Genomic DNA, 12945 nt, shown 5'->3' on the forward strand with positions numbered 1-12945 from the left:
ATTTATACTTATTAATTCATTAAACTTAAATTCAGTATTTAAATTAAAGTATCCAATACACGATAGCAAAGGTAAAACATACTATATAACAGCAAATGGAGCCTATGTGTATGTGAAGTAAATAAAAGAGAGAAAAACAAAAGACGATTCCTATTTAGAATCGTCTTTTGTTTCTATTTCTGTAAATCGTTTAATTACCTTTCCATCACGTTCAATTGTTTCGAAAAACATCTCATAAGGTCTCGCAAAAATAGTACCAGACTCATTTTGATATATGACTAGTGTTTCATTTGTTTCTGAGTGCTGTGCAGTGCATATCATTTTGTAAATAGCACCTTTAAAGTGTTTGAATGTTCTCATGATGATCCTCCTGTTAATCCTTGAAAATCGGATATAATTGTGCAGCTAAAAGGACAAGTGCACATACGGTAATATACCCCATGTTTTCTAAATTAACAGCATGAGCAAGTCCTGTGCTTGCGATGATTGTTAAAATAGCCGTGAAAATATGTGAAGTGACCCCCGAAAGTTAGACAGGTCGTTTCATTAGGCAGCCTCTAGGGTATGAGCCCGGTATTGTACTGGGCTCATACCCTTTAATTTTGCCTTAATTCTTTTATGATTATAGTATTCTATATACTTTGCTAACTCTTGTTTGAAATGTGTTATACTTTCAAATTCTTTTCGATACAGAAATTCCGATTTCATGATACCGAAGAAATTTTCAATAACGGCATTGTCATAACAGTTTCCTTTGCGAGACATACTTTGAGTTATGCCACAATTCTTAAGAGAATGACGGTATTGTTTCATTTGATAGTGCCAACCTTGATCAGAGTGAATGAGGAGTTTATCCGGATCGGTTACACAATAAAGGGCTTGGTCCAACATCGTTGAAACAAGGGAATAGGTCGGTCTTGAACCAATTGTATACGTGATAATTTCACCATTAAATAAATCCAACATTGGTGATAGGTATAACTTCTCCCCAAATAACTTAAACTCCGTAATATCTGTAACCCACTTTTCATTTGGTTTTTCAGCTTGGAAGTTGCGATTTAAAATATTTGGTGCAATTTTCCCAACTGTCCCTTTGTAAGAGCGATATTTTTTCATACGAACCAGACATTTTAACCCTAATTCTTTCATAAGACGATACACTTTTTTATGATTTACTTTGTGTCCACGATTCATAAGTTCATCACGAATACGACGATAACCATAACACCCATCGTGTTCATTATAAATAGCTTGAATCAGTTCTTTTACCTCCGCATTTGGATCAGGACGATTAAAATGTTTCATCCAGTAATAGTACGTACTACGTGGAATGTTTGCGAGTTGAAGTAACTCCTTGATAGGAAATTCATGCCTTAACTCGTAGATTACTTGCGCTTTGTCTTGTTTGGGATTTTTCTTTGTTTTGAACTAAGGCATTCAACTTTTTTAAATATGAATTTTCCATACGTAAACGCTCATTTTCCGCTTGTAAGGCTTCGATTGATCCTTCATCTACTGGTTTTATTTTTTTATCTTTCATGGTTGGACGCCCCTTTTCTTTGATTGTAGGGCATCCAATCCTCCTGTTTCATAAGCTATTTTCCATTTCCGAAGTGTTTCATAAGACGGTATATTGAAAAGTGCCGCTGTTTCTCTGATAGATGTCCCGTGTTCATTCATATAATAAAGTACATCTAGTTTATACTGGGCTGGGTAGAATGTATAGCACTTTTCAAAGGCCTTTTCACCTGAAGACTCATATCGTCTAATCCACTCACGAAGTACGCTAGGGTTAACTCCTATAGATTTAGCAATTGTTTTTCCACTTTCTGTACCATCTAAATATCGTTTCACCGCTTGGATTTTTTCTTTTGAAGAAAATTTAGCCATAAAAAATGCACCTCCAATTGTTAGACTGTGTCTAACAATTGGGGTGCACTTCAATGTAGCTTCTTGGCTTTTTTTCGTTCAGGAGAATTTTCAGTGACTTCTGTTAGAAAGATATCCAAAATTTGTTGCACTTTGGATTCAATCATTTCTCTTGCAAAGTCTAGGATTCTTAATTTTTCTTCAGCTGAAGTAGTCGAGTAATTTACATCTAAATATTGGCGCAAGGTTTCTTCTTCCACATGCCTTTGTACAATAGCTCGCAAGTTATTCATTTTTTAAACTATTATACTCCTTACGTAACATGTCAGCTATTTCTTTAGCCGCCTCGTTTATATGAGACATTAAGTGATCCCCAAGTTCTTTAGCAGTTTCAAGAGATACATTACTTACTCCTCTATCTGTAAGGAAGCTTTGAATTTCACTGTCAAGGTGCAATTTAGATGTATTTACATTTTCAGATTGATAATAAACAGTATTACTTTGCTTATTATAAGGTTTTAGAGCTTCAGAAGTTAACTTGATTAGTGCTAATTGACAAAATTTAATTCCAGGTGTTAGTCGTATAGGAACTGAAGAATGATTTATAGCTAAAAAACTTAATCTTCCTTCATATCCTGGATTCATGTAACTAGCTGGACTAATCATAAAACCAAGTAATTTGACACTGTACCGTTCTAAAATTTGAGCCGCCATATTTGTCGGAATTTTAAAATATTCATTTGTTTGGACTAATATGGATTGGTTGGGTTTCAAATAGAATTCCTCAGTTCTAATATCAACTTCTTTATAAAATTCTATAGGAACTTCAGCACCTAATATTATAGGATCTTGTGACTCATAGACTTTTACATGATTATTTAAAGTTAAATTGATAGTTGCACCTTCGCAATTTTCTGGGATGTAGGGTTTAATCAAGTCGGTATTTTGCGCAAGGAACATTAGGTCTTTATCACTTAAAAACATTTAATAGCCCCCCCTTAATAAGTAACTAAATGTGCTATTAATTTAACTATGTATCATTAGGTGTAATATAGCAATATAAATTTAACATTTTTTATAAGGATAAACAGCAAATGAAACCTATGTGTATATGAAGTATTAAATTAAGAGTCACCTTTAAATTTACTGAATATTTACTTTTTTTATGTATAAATAATTGTTTTAATTTACAATTTAGTATATAACTGTTAATTTTAACGTGTAAGTCTATTAAACTGAAGCGAGGGATATGTATGTTTAAGAAACTTGGAACAAGTGTGCTTGCAACTGGAATTTTATTATTAGGAGCAAGCGGTGTGGCTGCTGCTGAAAAATCAGAGGTACAGTTAAATAATGCTATTTCAGCTTCTGAACAGCATATAGAGAAGGCACCAGCAGATATGAGAAAGGTTACAGTTACAAGATACTATGAAAACCGTAGTGATGTACCCATTGAACTTGAGTATGAGGATGAAAATGGTTATAAAGGGGTATTACCACGAGTAGATGTTCAACCCCATGATTTTCTAGGAGGCTATATCGCTACTTATAAAGGATGGCTTTATAGATAATTTTATGGGTATATGTTTAATGTTTAAAAATGAAGAGATTTATTACAAAAGAATAGTTTGATTAACAAAAATAAGAGCCGTCCTATGGGCGGCCTTTTTCGTTATGCTACTTCCACTCTACTAAAGTACGTTTCTTGCAACTTCCAAAATTAATAAATTATTAATGCGCAAAGTGGATAAATGTTCAATTAATTGTCAGTTTTCTTTGTTTTACGAGTGATTGTTACTTTTACATCTAAGTATTTTTCATATACTTCACTAAATAAATCTTCTTTTTTCTCTGTTCCATAATATTCATTCCGAACGTATAAAACGGATTTTTTCTTTCTCAAAATAACTCCACCCTTTCATCATTAAACTACTTGTTATATGCAGGATGTTCCCAATAATCTTTTACGACGTTAGGGATATTATTATGATCAAAGTTTTTAAAGTTAATTTTGTCTAAGCTCTCGCGGTCTATGTTCATTTTCATTACAGGATCGCTCTTTTTGTTTCCATATGTATCTGTTAGCTCAGCTTTCCATACAAAAATAACCTTCTGGATTTCTTTTTCTTTGGATAACTTTTTTAATATATTGGTAGTCCCGTTCCATGTAAGCACTTTATCGTTAGCGTTTTTTAAGTTAAGTAATACCACTTTATTATTTGGATCGGGTAAATCGAAGTTTTTATTTACTTCAACCGACTCTACATCATCTATTCCTATGGTCTTTTTAACAATTTTTTCGATGCTGACATTAAACTTTTTCTCTTTATTTTCTTCCTTTATTTTTTCTTTTTCCTGAGTTTTTTGTTCTTTTTCTTGTTGCTTTCTTTGTTTCTCAGCTTCTTTTTCCGCTTGCTTTGTAGCTTGTTCCTCATCCTTTTGAATTACCGCTTGAGAAGTTACTTCGTTATTTTGTGGCGTACAGCCAGACGCGAATAATAAAGACATTCCGATAAACACTGCCCCTAATGTATTGAAATACTTTTTTCTCATTTTCCCCCTCCTATGATAGTGTATTGCAAGATTATTGTATCAAATAACAACATAAATTTAAGTATTCATCTAATATTTGTAAGTAAAAAAGACGCTAATTATGCGTCTTTTTCATGTTTGATAACATCTTTAATACCATAAACTTTTTCTATTCCTTGATCAGCAGCTAACTTATTTAATGTATCAAGTATTGCTTGTAATGTATCTATACGTATAGAACTAACATTACCGTTTACTAAATCACTAATTGTATTATGGCGGATTTTTGCTTCTACAGCTAATTTGTTTTTGGTTACACCTATCTCACGTAGTGTTTGCCCCAATGTAAATATCATATGTATTCTCCTCCGATACACAACCATCTTATCTCGTATTCTAACACAATTACATAAAAAATAGTAAACTTTTCTAGTTTACCTATTGACGTTCAACTAATTGAGTTATATATTTAACTTAATTAGTTGAACTTTCTGGGTTGAAAGGGGGCATAAATGAAAACTCTTAATAACTATTTTGGTCTAGAAACAAAATCTGATTGTATTTGGTTTTATGGTTTTTATACTGTGGCTTCGGTTTTATTCGTTATTAATATGCTTATAGCTCACGTGCTATAGGCTCTTTCTTTAACTAAATATCGGACAACCTCCAGCCTCGTGAATATCCTTATTTGAAAAAATAGATATACACGAGGTCTAGTTTCCTATTGTCTTTTTTAGGTAACTAAGAGGAGGGATCCACACGAGGAATGACCTAACACTCGTTAAACTTGAACAGGTTAGCTAAGCCAACGTCAGAAAGTTAAGCGTCCTAACGAATAACGTTTCCTTGTTTGCGTTGTTAGGAGTCTAGGCGAGTACGGCCATTAACGGTACGGCGGTGCTTGGCGTGTTACGGCACGGGTAGCAGCTGATAATGAAAGAATTATAGGTTACGAGTAATGAAGGATACGCCAGTAGTGCATTTCTTTTCCTGGTTCTTTCTGCAGATAGGACAAGCTTTATCTGTAAAAAGTCAGCTGTGTAAGAGATTACAGCGTTTAAACAGGGTGTTACTATACGGATTCCTTAACCCGATAGACCATGATTGACAGAACGTCTACTTTACAACGCTTTTTATTTTTGAAGCGTTGTAAGGTAGTCATTCTCTGCCCTAGCCGTTGTCCTGTACCCTCATCCCATGATTGTCTGCCGAAAGCAAAAGTCAAGTGTAAAAAGAAAAATAAAGATAAAAACTTATTAAGGCTGGAGGGGGAGGAATTACTCCTCGATGGTCCAGATCTCCTCAATTGGTCTACCGAGTTCTTTGCAAATTAGATAGGCCGTATCAAAACGAGGTTTAGTACGGTTACGAACAATTGCACTAAGAGTAGAATCGTCAACTCCAATACGTTTTGCAAAATCACTCTGCTTAATATCAAGCTCTGCAAAGATTACTTTGAGTTTACATTTAAACTTCATATACGTTCACCTCAAGGATTTACTTTCTATATACAAAAATAAACTCCTTTATAAATAGTACAAGCTAGAAAGAAAAAAATTGGTGTGGACGTGCAAAAATAATTCTCCAGGTCATATACCTATATCAAGACCACGAGGAATACCAAGTGGAAATGAGGACATCAAGAAGGGAAAGGTGAGGAACAATGAGACCTGGATATAAGTATTTAAATCGCATGCAACTGTATCCGTCACAAACACTTTACAACATGTACGTAGAGGCTGATGATCATGATGAAGTGCAATGTGTGTACAATCACATCGCAAATCACAGCATGTTAAAAAATCCAAACTACGTCGATATCGTTGACTTATTGGGAGAAGAAGACTCTTATGGTCCGTATAACGAAATAGGGATTCAAAAAAGGATTGATGCATACTTAGAGGACTGTAAACAGTGGAGGGATGAACGATGAGGTGGCAATATGATTACTTGAATGACACACCGTATCTGTATCCTTCTAAAGAGCTGAGAAGCATGTATAAAGAGTCCAGGGGTAAAGGTGAAGTAAACTCTATTCTAAAACATATGGAAAGACACGAGGTATCTAACAACAAAGAGTACCGAGGTTACTACAGCTTATCTAACGATATTATGGAAGATCTATACGGGGAAGAGGAAGAAATTCTTGAATGGGATGAAATGGTTAACCAGTATCAACCGATTCTCACGTCAAAAGGATTACAACTAAAAAGAAAGAGGGATTCGATATGACACTTGCTGGGGAAGTTGTAGTAATTTGGACAGCGACAGGATTGTCTGTAGTGGCGATGAAGGCAGCTGAGAAAATGGGGATGAGTGTACCACAGTGGCTTCCACGTATGACGATGTATACAACTCTTACCGGCTCGTTTTTGTATCTTCTACGTTATGTGCTAATGGTGTTTCTTTGAAGGAATGGAACCTAGAATCATGGGACACTTTGTTATATAAGAAAAACAACTTGTATGTAAATCTTCCAGTAAAGAGCAACTATATCCTTTAAGGATATATAAGGAGTGAACCCCCTATGCTTGAATTGTTATTAATACCTGCAGTTTCGCTCGGGTACGCTTTGCTAAATGATAGTTTAAAAGGTAAAGAGGATGATAGAAAGAAGATACAAGTATTCTTTGAAGTAAGTGGGATTGCAATTAGGAAGGATGAAAAATTACATTATCCGGTTTTTCTCGAAAGAAAAGAAGATGATCGTAGTACGACTTATGTATATAAACTTCCGTTAGGGATGCCATCTAAATTAATACAAAAGGTTGAGGATGTTGTAAGTGAAGGATTAAATAAGCCTGTACGTATCAAATACGATAACTACAAGATAATGATTCGGGTATTCAGTAAACGTATCCCAAAAAAGTGGTGTTGGAATGAAGGGCTAGTAAAAAAAGATGAATGGCAAGTACCGATGGGGCAAAGCCTCGAGAAGTTAATTTATCATGACTTTGATAAAACTCCTCATATGGTACTAGGTGGTCTTACACGAATGGGGAAAACAGTATTTATGAAAGTACTACTTACTACTCTGATTGAGGCGAACCCTGAAAATGCTCACGTATATTTAATTGATTTAAAGGAAAAGGGATTGGAATTTAGCGAGTTCAGCGGCTTAAAACAGGTGGAAGAAGTGGCTGATTCTGTAGAAAAAGCACATCATGTACTAAAACAAATAATGAAAAAAATCGAAGAGCGTGGAAAATTCATGAAGGAAAATGGTTACAAAAATATTGTTGAAACAAAAGAAAAAGATCGGTACTTCGTTATTGTTGATGAGGGTGCCGTACTTGCTCCGGCCAAAGGATTACCACGTCCCATTAATAAAATTCGAGAAGAGTGTCAGTACATGCTTAGTTATATAGCGACTGTATCGGGCGGCTTAGGATTTCGTTTGATTCTGGCTACACAATATCCGACCGTTACGTCAATCCCATCAGTAGTAAAACAGATGTCCGATGCGAAGTTAGGTTTTCGGCTACCAACATATAAGGCATCTGAGGTTGTTCTTGATGAATCGGGGCTAGAAACATTGCCGTCCTTACCTGGTAGGGCTATTTATAAAACTGATCGATTAACGGAGCTACAGGTACCTTTTATCAGCGATAAATTGATGTGGAAACATCTAAAACAATACGAGGTGACGAAAGATGAACATCCAGACACATATCAAAATAAACCGTCAGATGACGATTCTGACCTCGATTAGAAAGCTGAAATTCGCAACACGTAGGCATCTAATGGCGGTGCACGATATGGGAGGGATTCGTAACGCGAATCGTATTTTAAAAGACCTCAGTCCTTATGTAAATAACGCAGTGTATCAAAAAGAATACGTGTATTACTTAAATAAAAAGGGCCGTGAACTGTTCGATGATACTGAGAAGATTGTACCAAATAGTCGACTAGCACACAGCTTAATGAGAAATGAAGCGTGGCTCTATCTGTTTTGTCCCGACGACTGGCAGATAGAAACACCTATACGTTATAAAGTAGATGATAAAAAGAAGCCAATTATTCCTGATGTGAAGTTCAGGGATGAAGAAGGTACACTAAATGCTGTTGAAATAGATCGTACGCAAATGATGATTGTGAACGCTGAAAAGATGAGCAGGTATAGGGAATTTTCGTTATACTACAAAAACAAATACAACGGAAAAATACCTCTCATTCATTTCTTTACTATGACAGAATACAGACAAAAAAAGCTGGAGCAACTTGCAGCTAAATACGATGTGTATGCGAAAGTTTATGTGGTTCCAGGTGTTTAATTCTTAAAATTGAGGTGGTCTATCATGAATGAATCGACAAAAGAATTGAATGCAATTTTACGTAAGTATGAGGTAAGCGGACCTCAACTTGCTTATTGGCTGTATCTAACACTTGAAAGAATGACAGAAGATTACCGTGATAATTATTTAGAAGAACTTGGTGACGAGAGAATGGCACAGTTGGATGCGTTAGTTGATGAACTAAATGGTGTGGTTAATGAATACTGGCAACTAATTAAATGAATCTACAGCTAAAAAAACTTAGAACCCTAACAGTAATAATACTTATATACTATTACTAATAATATACTATATATATATATATAATTATTATTTTTATATTATATATAAAGGTATATTTTTTATAGAGGGGGTTCTTTTTCTTTTTTGTTTTTATTAGATGTTGTTGTGTATTGTTTACCCCCTCCTGAATTTTTGAGATTTATATATTTTTATTTTGACGACTGTAGAAAGTCGTCTTTTTGCTTTGGTAATAGATTGCCAGTATATCCGGGGGGTTATATACTGTAGTCATAATAATCTAGTAAGAGAATGAGGTGTGTACGAATTGAAATATGCTGTATATGTACGTGTATCCACTGATAAAGACGAGCAAGTTTCGTCGATTCAAAATCAGATTGAAATCTGTAGATATTGGATTGAAAAAAACGGATTCGAGTGGGATGAAAATTCAATTTATAAAGACGAAGCTGTATCTGGAACGGCATGGTTAGAAAGACATGCGATGCAGTTGATTTTAGAGAAGGTTCGAAGAAAAGAATTAGATACGGTTGTTTTTAAGTCTATCCACCGGTTAGGGCGGGATTTAAGAGATGCGTTAGAAATTAAGGAGATACTTTTAGGACACGGTGTTCGTTTAGTGACAATTGAAGAAGGTTACGACAGTTATTATGAGGGGAAAAACGACTTGAAATTTGAGATGTATGCCATGTTTGCATCACAATTACCTAAAACAGTATCAGTATCCGTATCAGCGGCGTTAGCTGCTAAAGTAAGAAGAGGTGAGTATACTGGGGGTATAGTGCCATATGGCTATAAAATTGTAGATCAAAAATATACGATTAATGAGGACGAAGCTGAACTTGTTAAGAAGATGTACGAATTATACGACAATGGATTAGGTTATATGAAGATTGCAGACGCAATAAACGATATGGGGGTACCATCAAGAACTGGAAAGTTGTGGGCCTATCCAAGTATACGGGCGATAATTACAAATGCTGCATATAAAGGTGATTATATAATGCAGAAGTATGCCGAAGTAAAAGTAGACGGAAGAAAAAAGATGATTATAAATCCTAAAGAAAAATGGGTAGTATTTGAAAATCATCATCCGGCTATAATTACGCGGGATCTATGGGATAAAGTAAATAATCCAAAAACAGATAAAAAAACAAAACGTCGTGTAGCGATAAATAACGAATTAAGAGGGCTAGCCTGTTGTGCTCATTGTGGGACACCATTAGCCTTACAACAAAGAATGTATAAAAACAAAGAAGGAGAGACACGTTATTATTGTTATTTGATATGTGGTAGGTATAAGAGAATGGGGGCGCGTGGATGTGTCAAACACTCAGGACTACAATATAGTGATTTACGCTTGTTTGTACTACAAAAATTAAAAGAAAAAGAAAATGACTTAGAAAAGGTATTTAACTTAAATGATACAGATAAACATCAAGAAAAACAGAAGAAATTAAGAAAAGAAAAGAAAGAACTAGAGATAAAAAGGGAACGCTTATTAGATTTGTATTTAGACGGTGGACCAATTGATAAAGAAACCTTTACTAAACGAGATAAAAACTTTGAAAAAATCATAAAAGAAAAAGAGTTAGAAATATTAAAATTAGATGATGTTAAGGCCTTGGTAGTAGAGCAGCAGAAAGTTAAAGAAGCGTTCGAATTGCTGGAGGAGTCCAAAGACCTATATTCAACTTTTAAAAAATTGATTACAAGAATAGAAGTAAATCAAGATGGTGTGATAAACATCGTATATAGATTTGAAGAATAATATTTTTATCCTTATTGACATATGAGGAAGCGGGTATAGCGGGAAGAAAGGACAAAATTTAAACCCGTACGGTCCGATTACATTCGATACTTCAGGATCAAGTTCAGGATCTGCTACAGTAGTTGCAGCAGATTTTGCGCCGCTTGCAATTGGAACAGAAACGACGGGATCGATTGTTGCACCCGCGGCGCAGCAATCAGTAGTTGGGTTACGTCCATCTTTAGGTATGGTAAGCAGAACAGGAATTATTCCGTTAGCTGAAACTCTTGATACAGCAGGACCTATGGCAAGAACGGTAAAAGATGCAGCAACGTTATTTAATGCAATGATAGGTTATGACGAAAAAGATGTTATGACAGAAAAAATGAAAGATAAAGAAAGAATTGATTATACAAAGGATTTATCGATAGATGGATTAAAAGGGAAAAAGATAGGGCTTCTTTTTTCTGTAGACCAACAAGATGAAAATAGAAAAGCAGTAGCAGAAAAAATTAGAAAAGACCTTCAAGATGCAGGTGCGATATTAACTGATAATATCCAGTTAAGTGCTGAGGGTGTAGATAATTTGCAAACATTAGAATATGAGTTCAAGCATAATGTAAACGACTATCTTTCACAGCAAAAGAATGTACCGGTAAAATCGTTAGAAGAGATTATAGCGTTTAATAAAAAGGATAGTAAAGGACGAATAAAATACGGACAAACATTAATTGAAGGGTCTGAAAAATCTGTTATAACGAAAGAAGAGTTTGAAAACGTAGTGCAAACGAGTCAAGAAAATGCAAGAAAAGAGCTAGATAGGTATTTAGTAGAAAAAGGTTTGGATGCTCTAGTTATGATTAATAACGATGAAGTTCTTCTATCAGCTGTAGCTGGTTATCCGGAATTAGCGGTTCCTGCTGGATATGATAAAAATGGAGAACCAATCGGTGTAGTGTTTGTAGGGAAACAGTTTGGTGAAAAAGAGCTTTTCAATATTGGATATGCGTATGAACAGCAGTCTAAAAATAGAAAAGCACCTAAATTGTAAAAGGTTAAACGAAAAAAAGAGCTCAACTGAAGTAAGTAAGCGGGCTAATATAAATAGAATCTAACAATATAAGAATAAAAAAAGGATTCTTCCTAATTAGTAAGAAAGATTGTCTATAGAAGTTCATAAAATGTAATATATTCAATTTCCATCCATTGAAGGGGGAGGTTAAATCTTAATGAATGAAGTGAAAAATTTCTTTCGAAGTAGAGGGTTTCAACGGTTTCTCGTTTTAATAATATTAGCGTTAGTATTATATGGATTAAAAAGTATGATCAACTTAATATTAATTACGTTTATACTGACATTTTTAATGGATCGATTCCAACGTTTTATTTCAAAGAAATTGAAAGTGGACCGGAAAATTGTTATTGCCTGTTTGTATATCATATTAGTTTCCTTTATTGGCACGACATTGTATAAATATTTACCTGTGCTAACGATACAAATTTCACAATTAATTTACCAATTTAAACTATTTTTTCAAAATCCACCTGATAATGAAATCGTTAAATATGCACTTTCGACAATTAATGGGATGGAAGTATCAAAATATATAGAACAAGGTGTAGATGTCATCTATCAATCGATAGCAAATATAGGGAAGGTAAGTTTACAAATATTATTATCTCTAATTTTAAGCTTATTTTTCTTATTAGAAAAAGAGCGTATTATTACATTTACATCTAAGTTTAAAGATAGTAAGTTAAAAATGTTTTATGAGGAAATTGCATATTTTGGTGAAAGATTTGCAAGATCGTTCGGCAAAGTAATTGAAGCACAGTTTTTAATTGCGGTTGTAAATTGTATTCTTACTGTCATTGCATTAATTGTTTTAGGATTTCCGCAGCTTCTTGTATTAGCTGTTATGATTTTTCTACTAGGATTGATTCCTGTTGCAGGTGTGATTATTTCTTTGTTTCCACTTTGTATCATTGCTTACAACGTAGGTGGAGTTATGTACGTAGTATACATACTTGTGTTCATTACAGTCATCCATGCTCTTGAAAGTTATTTTTTAAATCCGAAGTTTATGTCTGCAAAAACAAATTTACCAATCTTTTATACATTTATGATTCTCATCTTCTCAGAGCATTTCCTCGGAATATGGGGGCTTATTATCGGGATACCAATCTTTATCTTTTTATTAGATGTACTTGATATAAATAATGAGGATGAGACTAAAAAATAAGAAATGATAGAAAATC

The 12945-nt window shown here is 34.3% G+C and carries 17 protein-coding genes and 2 pseudogenes; 11 read left to right on the plus strand and 8 right to left on the minus strand.

The window, feature by feature from the left end:
- Positions 1 to 150: 150 nt before the first annotated feature.
- The 4 genes and pseudogenes from AXW78_RS09265 to dcd form a co-directional block, all read right to left on the minus strand.
- On the minus strand, positions 151 to 360 hold the full coding sequence (locus AXW78_RS09265; protein WP_061884057.1) for a DUF1653 domain-containing protein: 210 nt from the start codon (positions 358 to 360) through the stop codon (positions 151 to 153).
- Between the two features lie 186 nt (positions 361 to 546).
- Positions 547 to 1890: pseudogene (locus AXW78_RS31970) on the minus strand (IS3-like element ISBth10 family transposase).
- Between the two features lie 50 nt (positions 1891 to 1940).
- Positions 1941 to 2162, minus strand: a complete 222-nt coding sequence (locus tag AXW78_RS09280) for a hypothetical protein (RefSeq protein WP_061884058.1) — start codon at positions 2160 to 2162, stop codon at positions 1941 to 1943.
- On the minus strand, positions 2155 to 2853 hold the full coding sequence (dcd, locus tag AXW78_RS09285; protein ID WP_061884059.1) for a dCTP deaminase: 699 nt from the start codon (positions 2851 to 2853) through the stop codon (positions 2155 to 2157). The genes AXW78_RS09280 and dcd overlap by 8 nt, the downstream gene beginning before the upstream one ends.
- 269 nt (positions 2854 to 3122) lie before the next feature.
- On the opposite strand from dcd, the gene AXW78_RS09290 reads away from it, so the two are divergent.
- Entirely contained in the window at positions 3123 to 3440 is a 318-nt protein-coding gene (locus AXW78_RS09290; RefSeq protein ID WP_061884060.1) for a hypothetical protein, read from the plus strand.
- Positions 3441 to 3628: 188 nt separating this feature from the next.
- On the opposite strand, the gene AXW78_RS34345 is transcribed toward AXW78_RS09290, so the two are convergent.
- From AXW78_RS34345 to AXW78_RS09300, 3 genes are all read right to left on the minus strand, one after another.
- A complete protein-coding gene (locus AXW78_RS34345; RefSeq protein ID WP_165375025.1) occupies positions 3629 to 3772 on the minus strand; it encodes a hypothetical protein in 144 nt (47 codons plus the stop codon).
- A 26-nt stretch (positions 3773 to 3798) separates the two neighbouring features.
- Positions 3799 to 4422, minus strand: a complete 624-nt coding sequence (locus tag AXW78_RS09295) for a hypothetical protein (RefSeq protein ID WP_061884061.1) — start codon at positions 4420 to 4422, stop codon at positions 3799 to 3801.
- 98 nt (positions 4423 to 4520) lie between these two features.
- Positions 4521 to 4757 carry a helix-turn-helix domain-containing protein gene (locus AXW78_RS09300; protein ID WP_000578036.1) on the minus strand — a complete coding sequence of 79 codons (237 nt, stop codon included), beginning with the start codon at positions 4755 to 4757 and terminating at the stop codon, positions 4521 to 4523.
- Positions 4758 to 4913: 156 nt separating this feature from the next.
- Between AXW78_RS09300 and AXW78_RS33790 the strand changes: the two genes are divergently transcribed.
- Complete coding sequence (locus tag AXW78_RS33790; protein ID WP_129542594.1) at positions 4914 to 5036, plus strand: DUF3961 domain-containing protein; 123 nt, start codon at positions 4914 to 4916, stop codon at positions 5034 to 5036.
- Positions 5037 to 5678: 642 nt separating this feature from the next.
- Here the strand turns inward: AXW78_RS33790 and AXW78_RS09305 are convergent.
- Complete coding sequence (locus AXW78_RS09305; protein ID WP_061884062.1) at positions 5679 to 5879, minus strand: helix-turn-helix transcriptional regulator; 201 nt, start codon at positions 5877 to 5879, stop codon at positions 5679 to 5681.
- Between the two features lie 185 nt (positions 5880 to 6064).
- Between AXW78_RS09305 and AXW78_RS09310 the strand changes: the two genes are divergently transcribed.
- From AXW78_RS09310 to AXW78_RS09350, 9 genes and pseudogenes are all read left to right on the plus strand, one after another.
- Complete coding sequence (locus AXW78_RS09310) at positions 6065 to 6334, plus strand: hypothetical protein (RefSeq protein WP_033699018.1); 270 nt, start codon at positions 6065 to 6067, stop codon at positions 6332 to 6334.
- Positions 6331 to 6633, plus strand: coding sequence for a hypothetical protein (locus AXW78_RS09315; RefSeq protein ID WP_001267618.1), 303 nt, complete (start codon positions 6331 to 6333; stop codon positions 6631 to 6633). The genes AXW78_RS09310 and AXW78_RS09315 overlap by 4 nt, the downstream gene beginning before the upstream one ends.
- Entirely contained in the window at positions 6630 to 6812 is a 183-nt protein-coding gene (locus tag AXW78_RS09320) for a hypothetical protein (RefSeq protein ID WP_042597843.1), read from the plus strand. The genes AXW78_RS09315 and AXW78_RS09320 overlap by 4 nt, the downstream gene beginning before the upstream one ends.
- 116 nt (positions 6813 to 6928) lie before the next feature.
- A complete protein-coding gene (locus AXW78_RS09325) occupies positions 6929 to 8113 on the plus strand; it encodes an FtsK/SpoIIIE domain-containing protein (protein ID WP_061884063.1) in 1185 nt (394 codons plus the stop codon).
- On the plus strand, positions 8055 to 8675 hold the full coding sequence (locus AXW78_RS09330; RefSeq protein ID WP_081113933.1) for a replication-relaxation family protein: 621 nt from the start codon (positions 8055 to 8057) through the stop codon (positions 8673 to 8675). The genes AXW78_RS09325 and AXW78_RS09330 overlap by 59 nt, the downstream gene beginning before the upstream one ends.
- Before the next feature lie 24 nt (positions 8676 to 8699).
- Complete coding sequence (locus tag AXW78_RS09335; RefSeq protein ID WP_061884064.1) at positions 8700 to 8918, plus strand: hypothetical protein; 219 nt, start codon at positions 8700 to 8702, stop codon at positions 8916 to 8918.
- Between the two features lie 316 nt (positions 8919 to 9234).
- Positions 9235 to 10707, plus strand: a complete 1473-nt coding sequence (locus tag AXW78_RS09340) for a recombinase family protein (protein WP_081113934.1) — start codon at positions 9235 to 9237, stop codon at positions 10705 to 10707.
- 28 nt (positions 10708 to 10735) lie between these two features.
- A pseudogene (locus tag AXW78_RS09345) lies at positions 10736 to 11737 on the plus strand (amidase family protein); the annotation flags it as partial.
- Between the two features lie 178 nt (positions 11738 to 11915).
- Positions 11916 to 12929 carry an AI-2E family transporter gene (locus AXW78_RS09350; RefSeq protein WP_001006571.1) on the plus strand — a complete coding sequence of 338 codons (1014 nt, stop codon included), beginning with the start codon at positions 11916 to 11918 and terminating at the stop codon, positions 12927 to 12929.
- The last annotated feature ends 16 nt before the right edge of the window (positions 12930 to 12945 follow it).

It is taken from the genome of Bacillus thuringiensis (assembly GCF_001595725.1).
Classification (GTDB): Bacteria; Bacillota; Bacilli; order Bacillales; family Bacillaceae_G; genus Bacillus_A; species Bacillus_A thuringiensis_K.